The sequence below is a fragment of the Pseudomonas sp. H3_E04 genome (assembly GCF_054668915.1).
This window is the reverse complement of sequence record NZ_CP162797.1, coordinates 1257495-1281324: the sequence shown is the minus strand read 5'-3', so window position 1 is coordinate 1281324 and position 23830 is coordinate 1257495. Positions and strand designations below refer to the sequence as shown.

The following is a 23830-nucleotide window of genomic DNA, read 5'->3' as shown; positions in this document are numbered from 1 at the left end:
TTCAGGGCTTTGTCGTTTCTGGCATTCAGGAAATTTGCTCCTCTCTCTTTGGATCGTTTCCGCATCTTTTCGGGCATTTCCGCAACCCTACCCTTCTGACACCGTTAAGTGCTCAACAAAACTAAGCACAGCGCGACGGTAGCATTGAATGCTCAGTAGACCGCTTTCGTCCATTAGCTGCCGCTCACGAACACCTGCTTTCGGCCATTAGCAGCCATTCGTAAACGTCCGTTTACGAACTTAGCGGACAATATTCAATGACGGTTATGGGGCACATACCGTTAGCGCTATCCATAAGTACAAACACCCGGATGACCTGAATTACTTACACGAGTATTGAGGGTAATAGCGGGGCCGAAAGTGAGCAGTGGACGTAGCTCTTTCCATAACGCTGGCGACATGCTGATTGCCGGCGTGCTCTTCGACCGCCTGCTGGTTTGTCCAGCCATCGAGAATATAAAACGTATTGGGTGCTTCGAAACTCTGATAGAGGTCGTAACAGCCGCAACCGGGTTCCGCTCTTGCCGGCTCAACAAATTGCAGAGTAAAGGCTTTAACCCACTCGGAGTTGTAATCATCGCAGCGAAGCTCGCAGATGATGTGCCGCTCTTCGGATTTGATGTTATGCGTATTTTTACCCTGGATTTAGACGAAACCATAGCTGAGGCGAAATGACCGATTCATGTCCGGTCATTCGACGTACAGCGCCACATTTGCCAAGTGATTTACTCGGAGCGCTTTTCGAATATTCCTTTGGCGATGTCTGCCGCCGACATTGCGTTCGGCCAACCGGCGTAGAAGGCCAGATGCGTAATGACTTCGGCAGCCTGAATTTGGGTCAGACCGTTATCCATGGCTTTGTTCACATGAAAAGGGATTTGAGCGGCTTGCCCCACTGCAACCAGAGCCGCGACCGTGACCAGGCTACGATCACGGGGAGTCAGTGCCGGGCGCAGCCACAGGTCATGGAACAGTACCGAAGTTGTATAGTCTGCGAGCGCGTCGAATGCAGGGCCGATCATCTGTTCTACCGCCGCCACGCGCATCTGCTCAAAGCCTTCATCGATTGGGAGCAGGTTGTCCTTTACATCCGCCAATGCGCTTGGTGCGATACCGCGAGTCTCAAAGATGTCTTTGGCGATGGATGCCGCCAATGTCGCATTGCCCCAGCCTGAATAGAATGCCAAATGAGTGATGACTTCACCCAGTTCGGTGGGCGTAACGCCATTTTCCAACGCCAAGTTGAATTGGCGAGCCATTTCGTCTGACTGATGCCGCGCAATCAAGGCGGCAACAGTCACGATGCTGCGATCCCGGGGCAGCAGTTGCGGGCGCTGCCATATCTCCTCTAGAAGCACGTCATGGGTATAGCGCGCAAATGCCGGTACGGCGAAGTTAGCTTCGTCTGACTTCATAGTGATCGCTTGCTCGTGCAGGTGGATAGCGGGAAACGAGGGTGTGACGATGCCCCGAAGAAACACCGTCAGGCGCTGAAGAACGATTAACGGTTGATGGTTTTCATCATCTGCGCGGTGTAACGCTCACCTTGTACAGGCACCTTGGCCAGAACCTCACCAAGTTCGCGAAGGTCTGCTACGGTCAATTCCACGGTTGCTCCGCCTACGTTCTCTTCAAGGCGATGCAGCTTGGTTGTGCCTGGTATAGGCGCAATCCACGGCTTTTGTGCCAGCAGCCAGGCCAGCGCAATCTGGGCGGGGGTGGCTTGCTTGCGTTGGGCGATTTCACCGATCAGGGTGACGAGATGGTGGTTGGCCTCGCGGGCACCGTCAGCAAAACGAGGCAGATTGTTCCGGACATCACCGTTGGAGAAGGTCGTGCCGGCATCAATTTTCCCGGTCAAAAAACCCTTGCCCAATGGACTGAAGGGAATGAAGCCAATCCCGAGCGCTTCGAGGGTTGGAATAATTTCCTGTTCAGGCTCACGGGTGAACATCGAATACTCACTTTGAAGTGCGGACAGCGGCTGCACCGCATGGGCGCGACGGATAGCGTCTACGCCGGCTTCACACATGCCAAAGTATTTGACCTTGCCTTCGGTGATGAGGTCGCGCACGGCCCCGGCAACATCTTCCATAGGAACATTTGGATCGACGCGATGTTGGTAAAACAGGTCAATGCAGTCGGTCTTCAGGCGCTTGAGTGATTCTTCCGCCACCTGGCGGATGCGCTCAGGTCGACTGTCCAGCCCTGCGGCGGGACTGCCGTCCTTAAAACCGAATTTTGTCGCGATGATGATCTGCTCGCGAAATGGTTGAACGGCTTCGCCAACCATTTCTTCGTTGACTTGGCCATAGGCTTCTGCCGAATCGAAGTGGGTGACGCCACGCTCAAAGGCCGCCCGGATGAGTTTGATTGCGTCCGCTTTGTCAGTGGTGGTGCCATAGCCGAATGTCAGGCCCATGCAGCCCAAGCCAATCGCTGAAACTTCGAGGCCGTTGCTGCCGATTTTGCGCTTATACATCATCCATCTCCTTTGCGGGTATTGGTAACCAACCCACAAACTGTTTGGTTATTGGGGATGGAGCTACTTTATAAACATCTGGCCCATTCAAGAAGTGGCATACTGCGATAACCGGTATGAGGTTAATTCATAATGCCACAGAGCGATTTCAACAGCCTTGCGGTGTTCATCACCGTTGCGCGCGAGCGCAGTTTCACCAGAGCTGCGGCCCATTTGGGTGTGTCCCAATCAGCTATTAGCCATAGCATCCGCAGTCTTGAGGAACGTCTTGGTATCCGCTTGCTGGCCCGCACCACACGCGGCGCGTCGCCGACCGAAGCCGGCGAGCGATTGCTTGTGAGCCTTGTGCCTTACTACGAGGGGATAGAAGCCGAAATTGCGGCGTTGGGAGAGCTGCGTGACAAGCCGGGCGGAACTATCCGGATCACCTCGCCCGACCATGCGGCATCTACCATTCTCTGGCCGAAACTCTCTAGGTTGCTGCCGGAATATCCCGATCTGACTCTAGAGATCAACATCGGCTACAAGTTAGTCGATATCGTCGCTGAACGCTTCGACGCCGGTGTGCGTATAGGCGATCAAGTGGCAAAGGACATGATCGCAGTCAGGATTTCCCCTGACTTTCGAATGGCTGTGGTGGGAGCGCCGAGTTACTTTGCTCATCGTGTAAAACCACAGACTCCCCAAGATCTGACAACTCATAACTGCGTGAACCTGCGTTTGCCCACTCATGGTGGTTTGTATGCCTGGGAGTTTTCCAAGGCCGGCAAGGCGCTACATGTTCAGGTGTCTGGCCAGATGATCTTTAGCACCTCACCCCAAATAATGACCGCCGCTCTGGAAGGATGCGGGTTGGTATACGCACCGGAGGATCTTGTCCAGGCACATGTCAAGGATGGTCGGTTAATCCGTGTTCTTGAAGACTGGTCACCAACTTTTCCCGGATATCACCTCTACTACCCGAGCCGGAGGCAGTCCTTGCCAGCCTTTGCATTGGTAGTCAATGCTCTCCGCTGCAAGAGTTAGGGGACTCTGCGGTCAATCTAGTATTGGTTGCGATTTTTTCATTGGTGGCCGACAACCTCCAGCAGCTGATCTACACCATTATCAATGTCTGCTTTTGGCCGAAAGCAGCCGTTCACGAACGACTACCTTCGGCCAAAAGTAGCCCTGATGGCGGGCTATAACTCTCTGATGCTCAGAATAAACGGGGGATGACAGCGGGGTGGAAAAATAGGCTGTAAGTCGACGCTGCCTCATAACACCACCCACGATAGAGAAGCCATCGGGCTTTCTACTTTAGGCGACCGAAAGACCATTCAACGCTACAGGTGAGAATTGGCGGTATCTGCTTCTCCCTTAATAATACTGGCCTAAGGCGAGCAAGCTTTCGAGGCCCGTCTAATCGTAACCCCTATCCTCCGAATTTGACCGGTTGACGAAGGAGCTCTCGGCTGAAGAGGGATTGCGACGGCGAAAAGTCCGTATTCCAGGCGAACGCAGTGGCGCTCGAACAATCTCGGTCGGTACCCAGGTGACGGTTAGCGGCGAGAGAGCCACTGCAATGGCGAACGCATTCAGTCCCCCTGTGCCGATAACATCAAAGCAGATAGCCCTTTTTTCGCCATTGAAGGTACATGCGGCAAGATTATCAAAGAGCATCCGAGTGCGAGCTTTATCCGACTGTTGTAAAGGTGGACTGGACTGAGCCTGCAAGAGAGATTGGAAATCTGCTCCATCACCAGTTGCCCGCATCCTGGGTTCTGATGTCGGCAAGACGGATGGTGCTGGCGGTACTGCAGAAATACCGGTCATCGGCATGCCTCATATCACGCTTGGTGTCATAAATCTCGCCAGTGTTCCTGGCGTGACAGTTCCGTTCTTTGCTTCATCAGATCCCGCTGAACCAGTTGTAGCCCTGGTCTTCCCAATACCCGCCCGGGTTGTCGTTGCTGACGAAAATCTCGACAACATGCTTGGGGTTTTTGAAGCCCAGTTTGGTGGGGACCCGAACCCTCAGCGGATAGCCGTACTCGGGCGGCAGCGCCACGTTAGCGTAATCCAGTGCCAACAGCGTCTGCGGGTGCAAGGCAGTCGGCATGTCCAGACTGGAGTAGTAACGATCGGCACATTTGAAACCGACAAATTTCGCTGTGGTGTCGGCGCCGATGTTTTCCAGGAAGGTTTTCAGCGGTACACCTCCCCATTGCCCGATCGCGCTCCAGCCCTCAACACAGATCAGCCGAGTGATATCGCTGCGTTGCGGTAGCTTGCGCAAGCTTTCGAGTGTCCACGGCGCCTTGTCCCTGATCCGGCCGGAGACGGCGAGCGAGTAACTGGTCAGGTCTACTTCAGGGATATCGTCCTGACCATAGAAAGCGTTGAACGGAAACGGCTTTGTGATCTGCGCGCGGGCGAAGGTCGGCGCCAGTTTCCGTCCACTGAACAGCCACGCCTGGACCCGGTCGTTCCAACGCGACATGGCCCAAAGCACTTTGTCGACCTGATCGCCGTCCTGCAGGTTGCAACCGGTCAGCATCGACATCGCGCCCACCGTGAGGCCGGCCCGAAGAAAATTCCGGCGCTGAATGTTTTCCAGTTCAAGCTGTTGCGCAGGTTCAATCCTGACGCGCTGACGCATTATTTTTGTAAATTCAGTCATGACCCATTTTTCTCGTTATCAGGCGTCCGCACTCCACCCGTGATCATTGGCAACAGGGTTTTTGGTACCAGAATCACCAAGACCAGGTGAATCACCACAAACGCTGCAATCATCGCCATGGCCGCAAAATGTACGTAACGAGCAACGTCATAGCCGCCCAGTAACTCGACCAGCTCTTGAAGTTGAACCGGTTTCCAGATCGCTACACCCGAGATCACGATCAGTACACCTGCCGCCAGCACGATCCAGTACATCAGGCGCTGTACTGCGTTATAGACACCCTTTTCATGCACCAGCCGAAAGCGCAAGGCATCGGTCAGATCATGCTTCAATGCGGCAATGCCGATGGGCAGCAGTTCACGTTTGAAATGGCGACTGGCCAACCCGTACAGCACATAGATTGCGCCGTTGATCAGCAGCAGCCACATGAATGCGAAGTGCCAGGCCAGCGCCCCGCCCAGCCATCCGCCCACGGTCAGCGCCGCCGCAAATCTGAAGCCGAACAGTGGCGAGGCGTTGTAAATGGCCCAGCCGCTCATGAACATGCAGACCATGCAGGCAGCGTTGAGCCAGTGGGTGAGGCGAACCGGCCAGGGATGCAGCTTTTTCTGTCTCACGTGTTTCCCCTTGCAAGCCTTCCGTTTAGCGGAGCGTTGCCAGACGGCAACGCTCAAGCTTTCTCAGATGATTACATCGGTGGCTGGAAGCCATCCTTGCCGACTGCAATGCCGCGTGCGGTGCCATCTGCAGCGGGGAACACGACGATTTTCGTTCCTTTAACCAGCTCATCGGCTTTGCCTGGCTCGACGTAGGCGATAGGCACGTCATCCGGCACGACGATTTGTTTCTCGCCGCCCTGGTAGTTGACGGTCAACGTGCGGCCGTCGGTTTTGGACAGTTTGCCCACGGTGCCGTTGGTCATGGTGCCAGTGCTACCGTCTGCGTTCTGCCAACCGTAATGACCTTCGCCGCTGCCCTTGAGCCTGGCATCGAATACCGTGACCTCAAGCGCCTTCAAGGTTCCGTTGGCCTGCGGGATGGCCGCCGAGCCGATGAAGCTGTCGGATTTGATCGAGTCGATATTGGCCTTCGATACCCGGCTGATACCGGTCTTGTCAGTCAGTCCGATCGTCTGCTGGGCGCCAGAGCGGACAGTGAAGGTCAGCGTGTTGTTGCTGACGCTTTCCACCGTACCGCGCAGTGGTTTGATGACCGGCATGTCGGCGGCGGTGGCAATGACGGCAGCGCTGAGCATCACCAAACCGAACGTGGTAGACAGGGCGTTTTTGAGTTGCATGGCGACGATTCCTCATGGGTTGATGTGTCGCCATCCTCAACCGCAGACCGGGACGTCACGATGACCGTCGAATGACATTTTTGTCATTCGCCAACCCTGACCATGAATGACAGAAATGTAACCGACTGCGCCCGCTCATCCCGTTACACTGCACAGCCGAGATACCGATGTCGCGGACTGAATCCCGTCATGAAGAAACCCGAGCGCGCCTGACGATGCATATCCTGCTGATCGAAGATGACACCAAAACAGGTGAGTACCTGAAAAAGGGGCTCGGTGAGTCCGGTTACAACGTCGACTGGACCCAGCATGGCGCCGACGGCCTGCACATGGCCTTGCATACGACCTATGACCTGATCGTGCTGGACGTGATGTTGCCCGGGATTGACGGGTTTCAGATCATCGAGCTGTTGCGCGCCAGACAAGACGTACCCGTGCTGTTCCTTACCGCGCGCGACCAGTTGCAAGACCGCATTCGCGGTCTGGAACTGGGCGCCGATGATTACCTGATCAAACCTTTTTCGTTTACCGAACTGCTGTTGCGCATCCGCACTATTCTGCGCCGCGGTGTCGTGCGCGAAGCCGACCATTTCCACCTTGCCGATCTCGAACTGGATCTGGTCCGGCGCCGCGTGACCCGCCAACAACAGGTGATCGTGCTGACCAACAAGGAGTTCGCCCTGCTCCATCTGTTTCTGCGTCGAGCCGGCGATGTGTTGTCAAGGACACAAATCGCTTCGGAAGTCTGGGACATGAATTTCGACAGCGATACCAACGTGGTGGACGTCGCTGTCAAGCGCCTGCGCAACAAGGTCGACCAGCCCTACCCGATCAAGCTGATCCATACCATTCGCGGTATCGGCTATGTCTGCGAGGTGAGGCCATGCGGTCCCGACGCCAACCCTCGCTGACGCTGCGATCGACCGTGGCGTTTGCCATGGTCGCGATGCTGGCCGTGGCCGGCGCGGGCTTCTATCTGTATCAGACGATGAAAGCCTCGGTATTGATCTACAGCGATCACGCGGTGATGGGCCGTCTGGAGCATTTTCGCAAGCTCCTGCATTACGAACTCGCCATCGAAAAGCTGCGCGACAGCCCGCAGATTTTCAAGAACATGCTCGACAGCGAAGACGACATCTTCATCATTGAAGAGCCGGGGCAGCCACCGGTCATCCAGGTCAATCCACTCAACGTCACGTTGCCTGAACTGCCGGTGATCGGCCAGGACACAAAGCTGAGCGTCAGTGATCTGCGCAGCGGCGTGACCGACTCGGGAACAAGGCTGCGCGCCGCCTCCGTAGTCACGACGTCGGGTGGCCGTGTAGTCCGACTGACGGCCGCACACCTTATGGGCAAGGAAATGGCGATGCTTGCAGCGTATCGCGAGCGCATCTACCTGGCCGTGGCCCTTGCCTTTCTGGCAACCGCGTTGCTGGGTTATCTGTCATTGCGTCGCGGGCTGCGTCCGCTGCGCAAAATGGCCGCCCATGCCGCAGCCATAACGCCTGAGCGTCTGCACAGCCGCATGGACAGCGCCGATACGCCGGTTGAATTGCAACAGCTGAGTGACGCCTATAACGCGATGCTTGATCGTCTTGCTCAGGGTTATCAGCGACTGACGCAATTTTCCGCCGACCTTGCCCATGAAATCCGCACGCCGGTCGGGTCGTTGATGGGACATTGTCAGGTTGCCCTACGCCAACGCCGTAGCGAGGACGAATATCAAGCGCTGATCGCTTCGAACCTTGAAGAACTCGAACGGATCTCGCGCATCGTCGAAAGCATTCTGTTTCTGGCGCGCGCCGATGAAGCGCAAGCCGTAGTGGAGCGCCAGCAACTGTCGCTGCATGACGAATCACAGCGCATCGCTGAGTATTTTGAGGGCTTGGCTGAAGAGCGGCGAATGAGCTTCCAAATAACGGGCGATGGTATCGTGCTCGCTGACCCCTTGCTGCTGCGCAGAGCGTTGAGCAACCTGGTGGCGAACGCTGTTCGCTACGCTTACGAGGGCACCGAGATTCTGATACGGGTATTGGAAACCCACGGAGGTGCCCGGATTGAAGTGGAGAACCAAGGGCCGGTGCTGGGCGACGAAACCCTGGGCAAACTCTTCGACCGCTTTTACCGTGGCGATGCGTCTCGGCACCAGAATTCCGACTCCTACGGGCTTGGCCTCGCCATTGTCGTGGCCATCATGCAACTGCATGGCGGCCACGTGGGTGTCGAACAGCCAAGGGCCGGGACTATTCGTTTTTCGCTGTCGTTCCCTTGAGCTGCTCGACCGCTGCAAACTGTTCTTCGCCCGCTGCGGGTACCCAATCTTTTAACGGCGTCAGGAAGTGCAGTTCAAAACGACGTGACAGGAACGCCCACTTTCCGTCCCGCCGTTCAAACCTGTCGTGGTAAAGACCGCTGACTTGCACCGGGCCTTTTTCAATGTCATGAAACAGGCAATCCGCAGCTACCGTGCCCACTGCGCTGTCACCCTCGATTTCAATCAGCGGGTTGGCCATCCAGTGGTGCATATGGGGCATCTGGCGCCAGCTGTTTTGCGCCATCGCCAGGATTTCGTCACGGTTTCCAGCCTGGCCAAAACCCGGTAGATCCAGTGTCGACTCTTCGTGCCAGATTGAGCTAAGAAGCGAGGCGTCGATGCGGTCGAAAGCATTGGCGTAGGCGCTGATCAGCGACTCGATGGCGGCGCGACTTTCCAGGGCGTCCAGTCGGGCTGTCAGTTGTTCATTGTTCATGATGAGGTTTCCTGCAGGGGCTGCGCATAAGCGAGGAAGGCAGCCCTGCGCGAGGGCTGCGCTACGGTTGAGCACGTGGTCAGATCTGCGACAGGCCGCCGTCGACCATCAACTCCACACCGTTGACATATTTCGCATCGGCAGACGCAAGAAACAGCGCCGACGAGGCGATTTCCTCAGGCTCGGCCATGTACCCCAATGGCGTGATCTGCTCGACGTGCTGACGCAGCGCGGCGACGTCGCTTTCGCTCATCTTCAAGCCGTTATCCATCAGCGGTGTGCGGGTGAAGCCAGGGCTCAGGACATTCGCTCTGATCTTGCGACCTTTGAGTTCGTTGGCCCACGTCCTGGCAAAGGAACGTACCGCGGCTTTGGAGGCGTTGTAGAGGCTCAGTCCTTCCATGCCATTGCTGGAACAGATAGAGGCCGTCAGTACGATCGAAGCGCCATTTTTCAACAATGGCATCAACGTCTGTACAGTAAAAAAGACTCCCTTTACGTTGATGTCGAACATGTTGAAATAGGCGGCCTCGGTGGTCTCGCCCAGCGGGTTCTTTTCACAAATACCCGCATTGGCAAACACTGAGTCCAGTTGATCGTCGTGCGCCTCAATCGTCGCCTTGAGCTCGTCCAGATCAACCTGGCGCGCGACATCGGAAATGACCGCGACCGCCCTGTCGCCAAGCTTGGCCACCGCAGCCTCCAGCGTGGCTGCAGAACGCCCGGTGATGTAAACGCGCCTGGCGCCCTCGGCAATCAAACCCTGTGCAATCGCAAATCCGATCCCGGTGGACGCGCCGGTGACGACTGCGACCTGATCAGCGAATTTACCTGACATAACTGACTCCTCGATTTCGGTTGTGTGGCTCGACTGGAACCACAGTGCGGCCATTTTGCGAGGAGGCAGGGGCGCAGCGGCACTGCCATAAATGAACATTGGACGTTCATTTATGTGAGGCGTCAGCCAGGGTTTGATCGTTTAGATTGAACTCAGCTTATTCAAAGCATGACTCGCAATCGAAAATATTCTGGAGCCGAAGGGTTTCAGAAAGGAGACCTTATGCCTGAGAAAATAGTAGCCCTTCCGGAACAGCGGCGCTGGCTGATGTTCGCCATCCTGTTGGTCGGTGCATTCTTGCCGCCGCTGGATTTCTTCATCGTGAACGTAGCGCTGCCTTCGATTCAGCAATCGCTGGGCACGGCCTCCTCTGCCGAACAGTTGATCATCTCTTCTTACGCGGCGCTGTATGCCGTGACACTGATCACCGGCGGAAGGCTTGGCGACATCTTTGGCCGCATGAGAATGTTCTTCGTTGGCCTGATTGGCTTTGCCGTCGCCTCACTGATCTGCGGTGTCGCCGAGTCACCCTGGGTGTTGATCGCCGGACGCTCGCTGCAAGGCGTGACGGCCGCTGTCATGGCGCCGCAGGCACTCGCTTCAGTGCAGGCGATATTCCCTGAGTCGGAAAAACCCTTGGCGTTGAGCCTGTACGGTGCGGTGTTTGGTTTGGCGTCGGTAGTCGGCCAGGCACTTGGCGGGATTCTGATCTCGCTCAACCTGATGAACCTGGGCTGGCGGTCGATATTTCTGGTGAATCTACCGATTGCGTTGCTGGTCATTCTGATCGCCATCCCCGTGGTCAAGGAAACCCGCGCACCCCAGACCAGCAAGCTGGATCTGGGTGGAACGCTGTTGTCGATGGTGACGCTTGCGGCGCTGATCGTTCCACTGATCGAGGGACGTGAAGCGGGCTGGCCGTGGTGGGCCTGGCTGTCGCTGGCGGCGGTGCCACTGCTGGCCTGGCTGTTCTGGCGCTACGAAGCCCGCTTGTATCAAGCGCAAGGCGCGCCGTTGCTGAACCCTGCTGCACTGCGTGCGCCCGGGCTGGGCCGGGCATTGCTGGTGGCGCTGACTTTTTACGCGATCGGCGTGTTCTTCCTGCTGTTTTCCATCTATTTACAGGGAGCGCTGCATACGAGCCCGCTCAGTGCAGGTCTGGTCTTTCTGCCATTCGGCGCTGGTTTCTTGCTGGGGCCGCTCGCCACCCATCTATTCCGGCGTTTGCTGGGGTCTTATGTGAATCCCTTCGGAATGGCACTCGAAGTGCTGGGGTTCGTGCTATTGGCCTGGCTCGTGGCGCACACACCGACGGCCGTCACGCCCACTGCGCTGTCCCTTGCCGTGATTCTCTTTCTGATCGGCTTCGGACAAGGACTTGCCCTTCCGACATTGATGCGCATGATCACTGGACGCGTGGCACCGGCGTATTCCGGCATGATTGCGGGCATCACCAGTTCCACCCTGCAAATCAGCACGGCACTGAGCGTGGCGATCATCGGTGGCATTTTTTACACGCTTCTGGGCAAGGACACGGACGCGGCGGCCATCACCCACGCCTTCACCGTCGCCATACTGTGCATCGCTGCCTGTCTGGCCGTAGGCGCAGGACTGAGCCTGAGTCTGGCGCGCCAATCTGCTGCAGAGCTGCAAACGGCGGCCATGCAGCCGGCAGAGTGAATCAACCGCCTGCCTGAGTGCCAATCATGACGGAGGCCAGGTCGGCAAGCGCGCGCAGACTGTCCATCTGGCGCATGTCCTGGTGGTAGCCCATCCAAATGTCGCGGCCTGGTGGCGGTTCATCTGAATCGATCAGACGCAGCGCCGTCAACTGGTCGCCCAAAGCGCGGGGCAATACCGCGACGCCCTGCCCCTGCGCACACATTTGCGCCTGGACTGTGCGGCTGCTACTGGTAAACACGGTACGCGCCAGAGGGTAACGCTGCTGCAGCCACTGCACATCGGGATAATGAGACTGGGCAACACTCATGGTGATCAGACCCAGCCCGGCGCCCTGTGGCTCAGGGTCAGCAGATCCAACGGCTGCGTATAACCCGTAAGTCAGGGAGATCAGCTTGCGGTGCACGATATCGGGTTCGGTGAACGGAACGATTCGAAACGCGATGTCGGCGTCGCGGCGAGCCAGATCAAACAATCGATGCCCGGCAATGACCTCGGGCACGATCAATGGATAACGCCGGCCCAGTTCACTCAGCACCGGGGCCAGGACATAACAGGCGAACCAGTCAGCGCAGGAAATGCGCAGCACACCTTCGGGCTGTGCGCTGTCCCCCGCGAGGCGCCTTTCGATGGCCAACGCACTTTGCTCCATTTCCTGCGCGAGGCTGAGGAGCTTCTCCCCGCTGTCGGTCAACACGAGACCTTGGTTGGTACGCAGGAAAACGGGTTGGCCACTGAACTGTTCCAGCACCTGCAAGCGCCGCCCCACGGTCGGATGGCTGACCCCCAACAGTTTGGCGGCAGCCCCCAATGACCCGCTGCGGGCAATCGCGAGAAAGACCCGCACATCACTCCAGTCCATGCTCTGCCCCCGTACAAAAATGAACAGTGAGAGTGCAGCAATGGCAGTGCCGTAGCAATCCCGTGCCCGACATACTTGTCTGCATTCACCGTCGTCGAATACCAACCGGAGACTGCAAATGAAGATTGGTTTTATCGGAGTGGGAAGCATGGGCAGAGCGATCATTCCACTGCTCGTCCGCGCTGGCCATCACGTCTCGGCATGGAACCGCAGTCACGCGGCGTTCAAGGATCTCGAAGGCATCAGCGTTATCGAAACGCCGGCCTCGGCGTTCCAGCAAGAGGTAGTCATCACTCTTCTGGCCGATGATGCCGCCGTCAGGCAAGTGCTGCTCTCCAGCGCTGTTCTGGAAACTGCAGACAAAGCTTGCGTGCATGTCGTGATGTCGACCTTGTCGCCTTCGCTGATGTTGGAGTTGCAGCGAGAACATGAAGCCGTCGGCATGCCATTGATCGCGGCGCCGGTTTTCGGCGTGCCCGCCGTGGCGGCCAAGGGCGAGTTGAATATCCTGGCGGCCGGATCGCAGGCCGCTGTCTCGACCGTCCAACCGCTGCTCGACCTGCTCGGGAAAAAAACCTGGTATCTGGGCGATCAACCTGAACAGGCCTGTATCGCGAAAATCGCCGGCAACATGATGATCACCCAAGCCATCCAGTCTCTGGGCGAAGCCAGCGGACTCGTTCAACGCCACGGACTGAGCCCTTCGATTTTCATCAAGCTCATGACCCAGACCCTGTTCGCCTGCCCCAGTTATCAACGTTATGGGCAGAACATCGTCAGCAGCAATTTTGAACCGGGATTCAAACTGTCGCTAGGCCTCAAGGATATGAATCTGGCGATCGATGCGGGTCGCCTCAAAGGGCTGGAGTTGCCAGCGGCGGATGCCGTTCGATTGAAAATGAAGTCGGCGGTAGCCAGGGGGGATGGCGACAAGGACTGGTCGGTTTTCGCTCAGCAGACGAATCATTGAGAAGCTCTTTCGAACACCTGTCACGAGGTCATTCATGGAAAACTCCGACATCGCGCGTCAACTCTCAACATTCAGGAAAACCATCGACAATATCGACGCCGCGCTCATCCATCTGCTCGCGGAACGGTTTCGCTGTACCGATGAGGTCGGATTGCTCAAAGCCCGATATCAGTTGCCTGCGGTAGACGAGGCCAGAGAGCAGCAGCAATACCAGCGTCTGGCAGCACTTGCTCAGGAGGCTGAGCTGGATACGGCCATCGTGCAGAGGCTGATGCAGTTGGTCATTGGCGAAGTGGTCGAGCGCCACAGGCAGATCGCCGCCAGGCATGCCCCGACACCCCAATAACTTTACCCCTCGGGCCTGACCCCGGCGCCACTAATCGAAGCAATCAGACAAACGAGCAGAACCGCATGAAATGGCCAACGATCGAGCAAATTCGCAGCTTCACCGAGTTACCCTATGGCTACAGTTGGGATTACCTGAAACGTGAGGAGATCAATGTCGCGACAGATTTTTTCCGGACATGGTTTCCCTCCATTTCGGTGGGGATGGCAAGCCCGTTTCTGGACCAGCAGTACTACGCAGACAACGTGGTGCTCGAAGACGATCCGGATCGAGGCATATTCGCTACCGTCGTCCGCCAGAACGATGAGATTGTCGCTATCGCCACGTGGGAAAAAATTGACGGTGCTGACGTTATTTTCGGGCGGGTCGGCGCGGTGGCCAAACCGCACAGACAAGCCAGACTGGCCGTTGCGGCCCAGGACCTGGGAGAAAAAATCGGCACGTTCATGGGCGCGGGGCTGATCTATGGCATGGCAACAACCCGCACGCCGTATATGCAACAAGCACTGGAGCAAGCCGGTTACAAAGCGGTAGGGATAATGCCTGGCCTGGACCGGGAAGAAACAGCACCTGGAATCGTGCGCAGGGTTTACGAAGTCATCTACGTAAAACGGCTCGCACCACACGCCGACTTTCTCATTCCTACCGGTCATAACCTTACCCCTACAGTCGCGCGACTTTACGCAGATATATTTCAAGGTGATGACGACACGAACTGACGAGCCAGCCTAGTAGCGAACCAACCATCGAAATGCTTCTGATCAGTAACGCCCCCGGCTCGCGCCTTTTGCATCGATCGAGGTAGCCACATTAGGTAATGAGTTCAAAAAGACTCAGCAGCGGCTAAAAGCACCTGTGGGTTGATTAATAGATGAGAAGTGAACTGAGTGGACGCGGCTCTGGCCCCTGAGTTAGCTTTCGTAACCGTTCTAACTTGGGGCTGCGCAACCATGACTGATCGTCTGATAATTGTTCCAGATGGCATGAGATTGATCTACGAGCGTGCTGGTTATGCACCAGCAGTAAAGGTCGGAAAAACTCTCTACTGCGCGGGTCAGGTAGGCAGGACGCCGGAATTATCCGTCATTGAAGAACCTGAGCAGCAGTTTTTAGCAGCATGGGACAATCTCCGGGTCGTCTTGGAGGCAGGTGGCTGTAAATTTGAAGATGTCGTGGAAATGACGACTTATCACGTCGATATGCACCGCCACATGCCAATTTTCAGACGTGTGAAGGATAAAGTCTTTCCGAGAAGCACTTGCACGTGGACCTGCATTGGTGTCAGTGAGTTAGCTCGACCTGGCCTTCTCGTGGAGATCAAATGCGTCGCCGTAGAGCGATAACAAGCGCTGCTGTCCAGATAGCCAATGCGTACTCGCTCAGCCAAGCGACTCAAAGACAACCTCCGCACGCTGTTGCACCGGCGCCTGAGGTCTGCGCATTTGCTGCCAAGCGAGCTGCGCCTGGACCTTGGCCACCGAATCCAGCACTTTCTGCGCCCAGCGATCATCCTCGGGATGCACCACGACTACCCGGAAGCCATGATCCTTGCCTTCAATCTGCACACCCTCCGAATCATCGACATGCAAGTCGATGTCGAATGCTGGCGGATACTTGGAAGGCGCATTCGACATCCCGTGCGCCGTCAGGGCACGGTTGTGCAGCACGCTGTTGACCACGCCGTCGACGCGGATACCGTACAGCGCCAACCAGCGCCTGATATAGGACGGCGTACGCCCGGATGAGGTGTAGACCCAGACACTGCAATCCTGGCGACGTAGCTCTCGGATCAGCGATCGTGTGCCCATCCGCAACGGCTCACCCAACCAGCGATGGATACAGGCCGGTAGTCGACTGCTCTCGACTGCGCAGTGGTGGAGCTGGCAAGCGAGCGTGTCATCGATATCGAACGAAATCCGTATACGCTGACGTTCGAACAACTGCGGCAAAGCGCAGCGGATAGCCTGTCCTGCCCGGCTGCCGAAGGTTTTCAGTCTGGCAAATGCTGGAGCCCAGCTCATCGATGGCCACCCTGAGAGACAGGCAAAGGCTTGCCTTTGAGAAAGAACTTCATTGGATCGGGCGCCTGATCTTCTAAAAATGCTGCATATTTTTTCTTGATCTTGGGCAATTCGTACAACGCCTTGACGCCATGCTTGGCGGAGTTGCGGATGACCGAGGACGGGTTGAAATAGCCCTCGGCGTTTTCCAGGGTCAACACGAATGGAGGCAGCCCTGCCCGCATGAGCAAGTAGCTGACAATCAGCGAGCCACTGCGGTTATTGCCTTCAATAAACAGCTGCGGCTTGCTCAGAATGCGCACATAGACACCCGCTGCACGCTTCCAGACTGACTCACTGCGATACGCGCAATACCAGTTGTACAAGTCCTTGATGCCGCCCTCGACGTTGTTGAAGAAATGCGCCTCGGTGGCTGCCAGATGCTGGGCGTATTCCAGCCGGCGCGCCGGATCCCGGCCACAAAGCACCGTGGCATTGATCTCCAGCATCAGGTTCACTTGCTGCAGATCGAACAGGTCAACGCCGCGGGCAACATATTCGTCAACCAACGCATAGCCTTCAAGCACGTTGTGCAGCACTTCATCAGTCAACGGGTCTCGGGCCTCGGTGAAGTGTCGGCTGAGCTCGGCGAAACGGCTCTGCACTTCCCGCAGTGCACGTTCAATCGCAGGCAAATCAAGACGATGCTTGGCAGGCATTGGAGCTCCTTGGAAACGCTTGGTAAATGTCCACCGGTGCCCGCCAAATCCATTTGGCTCGTGCAGGTAGGCGGCCGTGACCGGTGCTGTGACTTAGCTGAACTTGCCGCTGATGTAATCGCCGGTCATCTGTTCACGCGGGTTGTCGAAGATCTGCGCCGTCGGGCCCATCTCGACCAGATAGCCGGTGCGTGTGCCCTGGGAAATATCCACCGAGAAAAACGCCGTGGTGTCAGCAACACGGATGGCTTGCTGCATGTTGTGGGTCACCAGTGCGATGGTGTAGTCCTTCTTCAACTCGACCATCAATTCTTCGACGCGTCGGGTGGCGATCGGGTCCAGTGCCGAACAAGGCTCATCCAGCAGCAGGACTTCCGGCTCAGTGGCGATTGCCCGGGCGATACACAGGCGTTGTTGCTGGCCACCGGAGAGCGACAGGCCGCTGACCTTGAGCTTGTCCTTGACTTCGTCCCACAGCGCGGCGCCTTGCAGCGCATGCTTGACGCGGTCGCCGATATCGCCCTTGTACCGATTGAGGCGAAGACCAAACGCCACGTTGTCGAAGATGCTCATCGAGAACGGGTTGGGCTGTTGAAACACCATGCCGATGTAGCGGCGTACGACCACCGGATCGACACCCTTGCCGTAGACGTCCTGCCCGAGGAAATGCACATGGCCCTCGAAACGAAAGCCCTTCACCAGATCGTTCATTCGGTTGAGGCTGCGCAGCACGGTGCTTTTGCCGCAGCCTGAGGGACCGATGAATCCGGTGATCTTGTTTTTCTCGATGGGCACGTGACTGTCACGTACTGCCATGAAGTTGCCGTAGAAAATCTTGTCCAGTTTGCAGTCCATGACTACAGGCGCCTGGGTGACAAACGGAGCGGCTATTTGCGCAGTGGATACGTTCAAAATCAGATGCTCCCGTTCTTAATACTTGGGCTTGCCGAAAATCCGGCTGATGATGTTCACGAACAGCACGATCATCACCAGCACCAACGAGGCCGCCCATGCGAGCTCGAGCTGGTTATCGAATGGCATGCCGGAGAAGTTGTAGATCAGCACCGCCAGCGAGGCAGTCGGGTTCATGACGTCGAGATTGCCCTGGTGGTAGATCCAGTAGTTGCTGAAGAGCGCGGTAAACAACAACGGTGCCGTCTCGCCTGCGGCACGCGCCACGGCGAGCATCACGCCAGTCAGGATCGCCGGCATGCCGGTCGGCAAGATGATTTTCCAGATGACCTGCGAGCGGGTGCAGCCCATGCCATAAGCAGCATCTTTCATGATCTTGGGCACCATCCGCATCGACTCTTCGGCGGTCAGCACCACGATAGGCAGCATCAGGACGGCGAGCGCCACGCCACCTGCCGGTGCCGAATAGGTGCCGGTGGTCATTACTACCAAAGCGTAGGCAAACACCCCCGCCAGGATCGACGGCAGGCCCGTGAGCATCTTGGCGGCAAAACGCGCGGCGTTGCCCAGCTTGCTGTCCGGCCCCAGTTCAGCCAGGAAAATGGCCGCCATGATCCCGACCGGCACCGCGATCGCCGCCGCGATACCGACCATTACGAAAGTACCTGCCATCGCATTGCCGAAACCGCCGCCCATCTCGAAGCCAGTCGGCGGCAGTTCGGTAAAGACTTCCAGGTTCAGGCGCGCGCCACCACGAGTGATCAGCATGTAGAGCACGGAAATCAGCGGCACGCTGGCCAGCAAAGCACCTGCCCAGACCAGGGTGGTCAGGATCAGGCTGCGCAGCGCGCGGCCTTCGAACCTGCGTTGCAAGCTGGGCATCGCACCGGTTGGCGCCGTCAGGTCTGTTGCTGCGGTCAGATCAGTCATCACTTGTTACCCCGTTGGGCGTACATCATGATCATCGAGCCGAAAATGTTCACGATCAGCGTAATCAACATCAGCACGAGGGCGGCATACATCAACACCTCGATCTCGTTCGGCCCGGCTTCGGGGAAGTTCAGCGCCAGCAGAGCGGCAAGCGTGTTGGCCGGTGCAAACAGCGAGAGGGAAATGTTGTTGGCATTGCCGACCAGCATGGCCAGCGCCATCGTTTCACCCAGCGCGCGCCCCAGGCCCAGCACCAGCGAGCCGAAAATGCCGGTGGCAGCCGAAGGCACCATCACTTTGAGAATCGCTTCCCAATGGGTAGTGCCCATGCCGTACGCGGCCTGTTTGGTTTTCATCGGCACAGCCGTCAGCGCGTCCTGCGACACGGCGGCAATGGTCGGCAGAATCATGATCGCCAGTACCAGCGCTGCGGGCAGCAAGCCTGGGCCGCTCAGGGACGTGCCGAAAAAGGGTATCCAGCCCAGTTCGCTGTTCAACCAGGTCGTCAGCGGCCGAATCGCCGGGATCACCACATAGATCCCCCACAGGCCATAGACCACGCTGGGAATGGCCGCGAGCAGTTCGACGATGGTACGAAACAGCGCAGCGAGCTTGGTCGGCAGGAAATCCTGGGTGAGGAAAATCGCCATGCTCACGCCAAAAACACCGGCGATCAGCAACGCGATGAAGGCGCTGTAGAGCGTGCCCCAGATGGCCGGCAGGATGCCGTATTTGCCTTGGTTGACGTCCCACACGCTGCCCAAAAGGACATCGAAGCCGTGCTTCTCCATACCGGGAAGCGCCTTGCGTCCGACTTCGAACACCAGTGCAAATACCAGCGCCAGAATCAGTACCACACCGATGCGCGCCAGCGCGCGGAAGGTGCGATCAACCAGGAAATCCTTCGTCGAGGGTGGCTGGCAGGCAGAGTCGGGATTAACCGGTACGACAAAAGGTTTGTTCATGGGCTAAGTCCGGAACAGGGGGAAAACTCCCCCGGCGTGGCGCAGACGCACACGCCGAGAGAGACCTCACGGCGTTACTGAATGTTGGCGGACGCTTTGCGAACCTGTTCGACGACCGATTGCGGCAACGGGATGTAACCCATCGAATCGGCAATCTTCTGCCCCTCGGTCAGGCTGTATTCGACCATTTCACGCATGGCCTTGGCCTTGGCCGGGTTGCCATTGTCCTTGCGGAAAATCATCCAGGTATAAGAGGTGATCGGATAGGACTTGGCACCGTCCGGATCAGGCAGCCAGGCCACCAGGTTTTCCGGCATTTTCACCGCCGCCAGGGCCTCGGCACCGCTTTCGGCGTTTGGCACGACGTAATTGCCTGCCTTGTTCTGCAACTGGGCAAAGTCGACCTTGGCCAGCTTGGCGAAGCCATATTCGATGTAACCAATCGCTCCAGGGGTCTGGCGCACGGTCGCCGTTACGCCATCGTTTTTCGGCGACTTGATGAACTTGTCACTGGCCGGCCAGTTGACGGTGTTGCCCTCACCCAACGCCTGCTTGAACTCGGCGTTGACGGTTGCCAGATGCTTGGTGAATACCGCGGTCGTACCGCTGGAATCTGCACGTACGACAACGGTGATTGGCGTATCGGAGAGTTTCAGGTCCGGGTTGGCTGCGACGATCTGCGGATCGTTCCAGCGCGTGATCTTGCCCAGAAAAATGTTGGAGTAGACGTCGCGTGGCAGCTTCAGGCCCTTGGGATTGCCCGGCAGGTTATAGGCCAGCACGATTTCCCCGGCGGTCATTGGCAGCAACTGCACGCCTTCGGCGACCTTGGCGATATCCTCGTCTTTCATTGCCGAGTCACTGGCAGCGAAATCTACGGTTTTGTTCAAGAAGTCCTGTACGCCCGCGCCACTGCCCTTGGATTGGTAATCGACAGTGACGCCATCGGACTTCTTGCTGAAATCCTTGAACCAGGTCAGGTAGATCGGTGCCGGAAAACTTGCTCCGGACCCCGTCAGGCGAACATTTTCTGCTGCAAAGGAGGCCGAGGTGGCACAAAGAGATACCGCAATGGCGAGCGCAGCAGACTTCATTAAACTTTTCATTAAATGACACCTAGTGATTACGGGCTCCCGAACTCTGCAGCAGTTTTGTGACGATTTCATGAAAGCAAAGTGGCAAGCGTTGCCCTCATGGTCCGCAGCAGCGCCTATGGATGTAATCGGCTTCCGGGTTTCGAAAAATCGAATCTTCCTGTGCCGGGCTTGTCACTACCCCCTGATCCCGAGCAGTCACGCGCCAGGTTCACATTGCAAAAACGCTACTTTTCCCCAGCCTTTATGGCCCTCAACCGGAAATGGCGTTAGCATTTCACTCATTCGGCTGAACAAGCCTGTTTATTCAGATCAGGGTCGCATTGTGGAAAAGCTAAAACGCCTTCAAAGCGGGATCGAAGGGCTCGACGCGCTGCTTCAGGGGGGCTTTGTCGCCGGCGCTTCGTACATCATTCAAGGCCGCCCGGGTTCCGGCAAAACCATCCTTGCCAACCAGCTCGGGTTTCACCATGCCCGTAACGGCGGCCGTGTGCTGGTCGCCACGTTGCTGGCCGAGTCCCACGACCGGCTGTTCCAGTTCCTGTCGACCATGAGTTTTTTCGACGCTTCGCGAGTCGGCGCGGAAATTCAGTTTGTCAGCGCATTCGATACGCTGGAAAACGAAGGCCTCGATGAAGTCGTGAAGCTGCTGCGACGCGAAATCACTCGGCAGAAGGCGACCGTCATGGTCGTCGACGGCCTGCTCAATGCACGCTCCAAAGCCGACTCGCCGATCGACACGAAAAAATTCATCTCCGAACTGCAAGGCCATGCGGCGTTCGCTGGCTGCACCGTGCTGTTCCTGACCAGCTCGCGCCTGGACGACGGCAGCCCCGAGCACACGATGGTCGACGGCGTGATCGAAATGGGCGAAGAGCTCTTCGGCACTCGTTCGGTGCGCCGCATTCATTTGCGCAAGACCCGCGGCAGCAGCGCGCTGACCGGTCTTCACGAGTGCGAAATCACCGATAACGGCCTGGTCGTCTATCCGCGTCTCGAAAGCCTCTACAAGCGCCCTTCCGCCCCGGACAGCGCGGACATGACGCGCATTCCAAGCGGAATTGCTTCTCTTGACGAGATCTTCGGTGGCGGCTTGCACAGCTCCAGCGTCACGCTGGTCATGGGGCCTTCCGGGATCGGCAAGACCACGCTGGGTCTGAAGTTTCTGGCGCAATCAACAACGCAAGAGCCGGGCCTGCATTTCGGTTTTTATGAAAGCCCGCAGCGGCTGCGCCTGAAAGGCCATTCGCTGGGCATCGATATTGAACACATGGAACACAGCGGTGCATTGAGCATTGCCTGGCAGCCAACAACGGAGGGTTTGCTCGACGGCCTCGGCGCGCGCCTGCTGAGCCTGGTCGATGAGAAAGGCATCAAGCGCCTGTTCATCGATAGCCTGAGCGGCATGACGCGGGTTTCAACCACCCCGGAACGCATCACCGACTTTTTCAGTGCGCTGATGAATGAACTGCGCTCCAGAGGCGTGACGGTGTTTGCCTCTTGGGAAATGCGCGATTTGTTCGGCTCCGAGGTCAGCGCACCGAACTCTGACCTGTCCAGTATTGTCGACAACCTGATCCTCATGCGTTTCTTTGAGAATCACGCTGAACTTCGCAGGACGCTTTCCATTCTTAAGGTACGTGATAGCTCCTACAACCCGTCGCGGTTCGAGGTGGTTGTCCGTGATCAAGATGTGTTCCTGGAAAAGGCTTTGAAAAATGAACCTTCAGTCACAGCTGAGTCATTGCCTGGTTCAATTTCGTAAGTCTGCAAGCGGGTTGAAATAACATGACCACCATCCTGGTAGTCGACGACGAGTATCTGATTGCTGACATTCTTGGCTTTGCGCTTGAGGATGAGGGCTTCATGACTGTGACCGCGAGCAATGGCAAGAAGGCTCTCGAAGTGCTGGAAAGAGAACGTCCAGCCCTGGTCATCACTGACTTCATGATGCCGGTCATGGACGGCCTCGAATTCGCCGAAGCCGTGCGTGCCCAGCCCTCCGTCAAACATCTGCCGATCATCCTGATGAGTGGCGCGCAGGCGCATATCGGCATGCAGCGCTCGGATCTTTTTGATGTCGTGGTGCCCAAGCCTTTTGATATTGCGGTGATTGTGGCTGAGGTGAAGAAGCTGTTGGGCTCATAGATACTCGACCACAAAGGCAATTTCGGCATTGGCATCGCCCGGCTTCATTTGCGCATTGGAAGGCTCGATGCGCACGAAGCGGGCTTGCAAGGAAACGGATGCATTACCGCCGCTCGATGTTGGCGCTTTCATTATGTAATTCTGGTTCAGCTTGAGTATCGTCCGGTCACTGAAGCGCATTTGCAATGCCAGCCCTTTGGCAGTGGAATTACTGTTGAGGTGTACCACGCCGGTATCAGCGCTCCATGCAGGGCTGCCCGCAGTGGGCGAAAAGGAGTACCTGAAGTTATTGATTCCGGGAGGACAGTTTTTCATATCAAGAAAGAAGTATTTTTCTTTCGCATAGTCACCGTTCTGCAAAAAATCGCTCATGGTGTAGCTGCCCATATCCACTTTCACATCAGGTGTTTCACAAGACTGCGAGACGATCCGCGTGCCATTTGTATTCATTGCTAGAGGCTCGATTTCTGCAGCGACGAAGGTCCCAAGTTGGCCTGAGGGTATCGTCGCACTGCCGGAAATAGTTCCCGTCTTTACAAAACGCAAGATGTGCTCAGAACCATTCCAACCCCAACCGCCAGCAGTGTCGGTAGTTCCTGGAAAGCCTTTCCACGCTTTCCCCGATGGCGGTCGGACCCATTGCCAGCCGATTCCGGTATTTCCGATAGGAAAAATCTCCGCGCCCGGCTGAGTAACGCCGACAGTATTGCGTACACCTTCGTTGTGTACCGCAGAGCACCTGAATGAGCTGGGTATGGCGCCCAGGGTCACGATCGGGCTTTCATAGATAACCGTGCCGTTGGGCGTGTCACGAGGCACCGAGATCGTGGCTGGAAGAACCACCCTGACACTGCCCTTGGAATGGTCGGGATAAAATTCGCAAACTGCAGCCATTGCGTTAAATGGCAGTAAATACAAAAACCCGACAATTAAAACGTGGGAAAACTTCATAGCAATCTCTCTGAACTCGCCGTGTTTGCAAACAATTGAATGGCGGACGATTGCGTGAACTATCAGCAGTAACGCCACCAAAGCGGCAGCAGACGATAATGAAAAAAAGGAGCTTGAGCAAAAAGTTTATTTATTCGCAAACAAGACAATTCTCATGGACCCACAAGAAACTTTAGATAGTCGGTTTAAACAAGAAACCTTCTGCGAATTCTTTAACAAATGTT

General features: G+C 56.8%; 26 protein-coding genes. 10 read left to right on the top strand and 16 right to left on the bottom strand.

Annotation, left to right across the window (positions count from 1 at the left end; genetic code table 11):
- Positions 1-321: 321 nt before the first annotated feature.
- The 3 genes from AB4N53_RS05860 to AB4N53_RS05850 form a co-directional block, all read right to left on the bottom strand.
- Positions 322-543, bottom strand: a complete 222-nt coding sequence (locus AB4N53_RS05860) for a putative quinol monooxygenase (protein WP_460125355.1) — start codon at positions 541-543, stop codon at positions 322-324.
- Positions 544-725: 182 nt separating this feature from the next.
- Positions 726-1415, bottom strand: coding sequence for a carboxymuconolactone decarboxylase family protein (locus AB4N53_RS05855; RefSeq protein ID WP_460118935.1), 690 nt, complete (start codon positions 1413-1415; stop codon positions 726-728).
- Positions 1416-1501: 86 nt separating this feature from the next.
- Positions 1502-2482, bottom strand: a complete 981-nt coding sequence (locus AB4N53_RS05850) for an aldo/keto reductase (RefSeq protein WP_460118933.1) — start codon at positions 2480-2482, stop codon at positions 1502-1504.
- A 132-nt stretch (positions 2483-2614) separates the two neighbouring features.
- On the opposite strand from AB4N53_RS05850, the gene AB4N53_RS05845 reads away from it, so the two are divergent.
- Entirely contained in the window at positions 2615-3508 is an 894-nt protein-coding gene (locus AB4N53_RS05845; RefSeq protein ID WP_460118931.1) for a LysR family transcriptional regulator, read from the top strand.
- A gap of 865 nt (positions 3509-4373) precedes the next feature.
- On the opposite strand, the gene AB4N53_RS05840 is transcribed toward AB4N53_RS05845, so the two are convergent.
- The 3 genes from AB4N53_RS05840 to AB4N53_RS05830 all read right to left on the bottom strand — a co-directional run bounded on the left by AB4N53_RS05840 (position 4374) and on the right by AB4N53_RS05830 (position 6441).
- The gene (locus AB4N53_RS05840) at positions 4374-5144 is read right to left on the bottom strand and encodes a molybdopterin-dependent oxidoreductase (RefSeq protein ID WP_460118929.1); all 771 of its coding nucleotides are present in this window, start codon (positions 5142-5144) and stop codon (positions 4374-4376) included.
- On the bottom strand, positions 5141-5698 hold the full coding sequence (locus tag AB4N53_RS05835; RefSeq protein WP_460145132.1) for a cytochrome b/b6 domain-containing protein: 558 nt from the start codon (positions 5696-5698) through the stop codon (positions 5141-5143). Before AB4N53_RS05835 ends, AB4N53_RS05840 begins: the two co-directional genes overlap by 4 nt.
- Before the next feature lie 134 nt (positions 5699-5832).
- Positions 5833-6441, bottom strand: a complete 609-nt coding sequence (locus AB4N53_RS05830) for a hypothetical protein (RefSeq protein WP_042609816.1) — start codon at positions 6439-6441, stop codon at positions 5833-5835.
- A 215-nt stretch (positions 6442-6656) separates the two neighbouring features.
- Here AB4N53_RS05830 and AB4N53_RS05825 point away from each other — a divergent pair, with 215 nt between their 5' ends.
- On the top strand, positions 6657-7352 hold the full coding sequence (locus AB4N53_RS05825) for a heavy metal response regulator transcription factor (RefSeq protein ID WP_039760267.1): 696 nt from the start codon (positions 6657-6659) through the stop codon (positions 7350-7352).
- Positions 7325-8713 (top strand): heavy metal sensor histidine kinase, encoded by a 1389-nt coding sequence (locus AB4N53_RS05820; RefSeq protein ID WP_460118928.1) that lies wholly within the window; start codon positions 7325-7327, stop codon positions 8711-8713. Before AB4N53_RS05825 ends, AB4N53_RS05820 begins: the two co-directional genes overlap by 28 nt.
- Here AB4N53_RS05820 and AB4N53_RS05815 read toward each other — a convergent pair.
- Both AB4N53_RS05815 and AB4N53_RS05810 read right to left on the bottom strand, forming a co-directional pair.
- Positions 8685-9191, bottom strand: coding sequence for a nuclear transport factor 2 family protein (locus tag AB4N53_RS05815; RefSeq protein WP_116254814.1), 507 nt, complete (start codon positions 9189-9191; stop codon positions 8685-8687). The genes AB4N53_RS05820 and AB4N53_RS05815 overlap by 29 nt on opposite strands.
- Positions 9192-9270: 79 nt before the next feature.
- On the bottom strand, positions 9271-10029 hold the full coding sequence (locus tag AB4N53_RS05810) for an SDR family oxidoreductase (RefSeq protein WP_064361704.1): 759 nt from the start codon (positions 10027-10029) through the stop codon (positions 9271-9273).
- A 168-nt stretch (positions 10030-10197) separates the two neighbouring features.
- Between AB4N53_RS05810 and AB4N53_RS05805 the strand changes: the two genes are divergently transcribed.
- Entirely contained in the window at positions 10198-11709 is a 1512-nt protein-coding gene (locus AB4N53_RS05805; RefSeq protein WP_460118925.1) for an MFS transporter, read from the top strand.
- 1 nt (position 11710) lies between these two features.
- Here the strand turns inward: AB4N53_RS05805 and AB4N53_RS05800 are convergent, their stop codons facing one another.
- On the bottom strand, positions 11711-12571 hold the full coding sequence (locus AB4N53_RS05800; RefSeq protein ID WP_122704478.1) for a LysR family transcriptional regulator: 861 nt from the start codon (positions 12569-12571) through the stop codon (positions 11711-11713).
- A 148-nt stretch (positions 12572-12719) separates the two neighbouring features.
- Between AB4N53_RS05800 and AB4N53_RS05795 the strand changes: the two genes are divergently transcribed.
- The 4 genes from AB4N53_RS05795 to AB4N53_RS05780 all read left to right on the top strand — a co-directional run bounded on the left by AB4N53_RS05795 (position 12720) and on the right by AB4N53_RS05780 (position 15230).
- Positions 12720-13541, top strand: a complete 822-nt coding sequence (locus AB4N53_RS05795) for an NAD(P)-dependent oxidoreductase (protein ID WP_460118923.1) — start codon at positions 12720-12722, stop codon at positions 13539-13541.
- A 34-nt stretch (positions 13542-13575) separates the two neighbouring features.
- Positions 13576-13887 (top strand): chorismate mutase, encoded by a 312-nt coding sequence (locus AB4N53_RS05790; RefSeq protein ID WP_460118921.1) that lies wholly within the window; start codon positions 13576-13578, stop codon positions 13885-13887.
- Positions 13888-13952: 65 nt separating this feature from the next.
- On the top strand, positions 13953-14606 hold the full coding sequence (locus AB4N53_RS05785) for a hypothetical protein (RefSeq protein ID WP_460118919.1): 654 nt from the start codon (positions 13953-13955) through the stop codon (positions 14604-14606).
- 231 nt (positions 14607-14837) lie between these two features.
- Entirely contained in the window at positions 14838-15230 is a 393-nt protein-coding gene (locus AB4N53_RS05780) for a RidA family protein (RefSeq protein WP_460118917.1), read from the top strand.
- A gap of 36 nt (positions 15231-15266) precedes the next feature.
- Here AB4N53_RS05780 and AB4N53_RS05775 read toward each other — a convergent pair whose 3' ends face one another.
- From AB4N53_RS05775 to pstS, 6 genes are all read right to left on the bottom strand, one after another.
- On the bottom strand, positions 15267-15908 hold the full coding sequence (locus AB4N53_RS05775) for a hypothetical protein (RefSeq protein WP_460118915.1): 642 nt from the start codon (positions 15906-15908) through the stop codon (positions 15267-15269).
- Positions 15905-16606, bottom strand: a complete 702-nt coding sequence (locus tag AB4N53_RS05770) for a hypothetical protein (protein ID WP_460118913.1) — start codon at positions 16604-16606, stop codon at positions 15905-15907. The genes AB4N53_RS05775 and AB4N53_RS05770 overlap by 4 nt, the downstream gene beginning before the upstream one ends.
- Positions 16607-16699: 93 nt before the next feature.
- On the bottom strand, positions 16700-17461 hold the full coding sequence (gene pstB / locus AB4N53_RS05765) for a phosphate ABC transporter ATP-binding protein PstB (protein WP_016774591.1): 762 nt from the start codon (positions 17459-17461) through the stop codon (positions 16700-16702).
- Positions 17462-17536: 75 nt separating this feature from the next.
- A complete protein-coding gene (pstA, locus tag AB4N53_RS05760; RefSeq protein ID WP_016774590.1) occupies positions 17537-18448 on the bottom strand; it encodes a phosphate ABC transporter permease PstA in 912 nt (303 codons plus the stop codon).
- The gene (gene pstC, locus AB4N53_RS05755) at positions 18448-19413 is read right to left on the bottom strand and encodes a phosphate ABC transporter permease subunit PstC (RefSeq protein ID WP_024012838.1); all 966 of its coding nucleotides are present in this window, start codon (positions 19411-19413) and stop codon (positions 18448-18450) included. The genes pstA and pstC overlap by 1 nt, the downstream gene beginning before the upstream one ends.
- A gap of 74 nt (positions 19414-19487) precedes the next feature.
- Entirely contained in the window at positions 19488-20519 is a 1032-nt protein-coding gene (gene pstS / locus AB4N53_RS05750; protein ID WP_051600442.1) for a phosphate ABC transporter substrate-binding protein PstS, read from the bottom strand.
- Between the two features lie 313 nt (positions 20520-20832).
- On the opposite strand from pstS, the gene AB4N53_RS05745 reads away from it, so the two are divergent.
- Together AB4N53_RS05745 and AB4N53_RS05740 are read left to right on the top strand one after the other, a co-directional pair.
- The gene (locus AB4N53_RS05745; RefSeq protein WP_460125349.1) at positions 20833-22272 is read left to right on the top strand and encodes an ATPase domain-containing protein; all 1440 of its coding nucleotides are present in this window, start codon (positions 20833-20835) and stop codon (positions 22270-22272) included.
- A gap of 23 nt (positions 22273-22295) precedes the next feature.
- Complete coding sequence (locus AB4N53_RS05740; RefSeq protein ID WP_064361715.1) at positions 22296-22655, top strand: response regulator; 360 nt, start codon at positions 22296-22298, stop codon at positions 22653-22655.
- Here the strand turns inward: AB4N53_RS05740 and AB4N53_RS05735 are convergent.
- A complete protein-coding gene (locus tag AB4N53_RS05735) occupies positions 22650-23606 on the bottom strand; it encodes a fimbrial protein (protein ID WP_460118910.1) in 957 nt (318 codons plus the stop codon). The genes AB4N53_RS05740 and AB4N53_RS05735 overlap by 6 nt on opposite strands.
- Positions 23607-23830 lie beyond the last annotated feature (224 nt).

Bases quoted from the DNA above. Each gene is read 5' to 3' on its own strand.
- AB4N53_RS05855 (WP_460118935.1), bottom strand. From the start codon at position 1,415: ATGAAGTCAGACGAAGCTAACTTCGCCGTACCGGCATTTGCGCGCTAT.
- AB4N53_RS05850 (WP_460118933.1), bottom strand. From the start codon at position 2,482: ATGTATAAGCGCAAAATCGGCAGCAACGGCCTCGAAGTTTCAGCGATT.
- AB4N53_RS05845 (WP_460118931.1), top strand. From the start codon at position 2,615: ATGCCACAGAGCGATTTCAACAGCCTTGCGGTGTTCATCACCGTTGCG.
- AB4N53_RS05840 (WP_460118929.1), bottom strand. From the start codon at position 5,144: ATGACTGAATTTACAAAAATAATGCGTCAGCGCGTCAGGATTGAACCT.
- AB4N53_RS05835 (WP_460145132.1), bottom strand. From the start codon at position 5,698: ATGGTCTGCATGTTCATGAGCGGCTGGGCCATTTACAACGCCTCGCCA.
- AB4N53_RS05830 (WP_042609816.1), bottom strand. From the start codon at position 6,441: ATGCAACTCAAAAACGCCCTGTCTACCACGTTCGGTTTGGTGATGCTC.
- AB4N53_RS05825 (WP_039760267.1), top strand. From the start codon at position 6,657: ATGCATATCCTGCTGATCGAAGATGACACCAAAACAGGTGAGTACCTG.
- AB4N53_RS05820 (WP_460118928.1), top strand. From the start codon at position 7,325: ATGCGGTCCCGACGCCAACCCTCGCTGACGCTGCGATCGACCGTGGCG.
- AB4N53_RS05815 (WP_116254814.1), bottom strand. From the start codon at position 9,191: ATGAACAATGAACAACTGACAGCCCGACTGGACGCCCTGGAAAGTCGC.
- AB4N53_RS05810 (WP_064361704.1), bottom strand. From the start codon at position 10,029: ATGTCAGGTAAATTCGCTGATCAGGTCGCAGTCGTCACCGGCGCGTCC.
- AB4N53_RS05805 (WP_460118925.1), top strand. From the start codon at position 10,198: ATGACTCGCAATCGAAAATATTCTGGAGCCGAAGGGTTTCAGAAAGGA.
- AB4N53_RS05800 (WP_122704478.1), bottom strand. From the start codon at position 12,571: ATGGACTGGAGTGATGTGCGGGTCTTTCTCGCGATTGCCCGCAGCGGG.
- AB4N53_RS05795 (WP_460118923.1), top strand. From the start codon at position 12,720: ATGGGCAGAGCGATCATTCCACTGCTCGTCCGCGCTGGCCATCACGTC.
- AB4N53_RS05790 (WP_460118921.1), top strand. From the start codon at position 13,576: ATGGAAAACTCCGACATCGCGCGTCAACTCTCAACATTCAGGAAAACC.
- AB4N53_RS05785 (WP_460118919.1), top strand. From the start codon at position 13,953: ATGAAATGGCCAACGATCGAGCAAATTCGCAGCTTCACCGAGTTACCC.
- AB4N53_RS05780 (WP_460118917.1), top strand. From the start codon at position 14,838: ATGACTGATCGTCTGATAATTGTTCCAGATGGCATGAGATTGATCTAC.
- AB4N53_RS05775 (WP_460118915.1), bottom strand. From the start codon at position 15,908: ATGAGCTGGGCTCCAGCATTTGCCAGACTGAAAACCTTCGGCAGCCGG.
- AB4N53_RS05770 (WP_460118913.1), bottom strand. From the start codon at position 16,606: ATGCCTGCCAAGCATCGTCTTGATTTGCCTGCGATTGAACGTGCACTG.
- pstB (WP_016774591.1), bottom strand. From the start codon at position 17,461: ATGGACTGCAAACTGGACAAGATTTTCTACGGCAACTTCATGGCAGTA.
- pstA (WP_016774590.1), bottom strand. From the start codon at position 18,448: ATGACTGATCTGACCGCAGCAACAGACCTGACGGCGCCAACCGGTGCG.
- pstC (WP_024012838.1), bottom strand. From the start codon at position 19,413: ATGAACAAACCTTTTGTCGTACCGGTTAATCCCGACTCTGCCTGCCAG.
- pstS (WP_051600442.1), bottom strand. From the start codon at position 20,519: ATGAAAAGTTTAATGAAGTCTGCTGCGCTCGCCATTGCGGTATCTCTT.
- AB4N53_RS05740 (WP_064361715.1), top strand. From the start codon at position 22,296: ATGACCACCATCCTGGTAGTCGACGACGAGTATCTGATTGCTGACATT.
- AB4N53_RS05735 (WP_460118910.1), bottom strand. From the start codon at position 23,606: ATGAAGTTTTCCCACGTTTTAATTGTCGGGTTTTTGTATTTACTGCCA.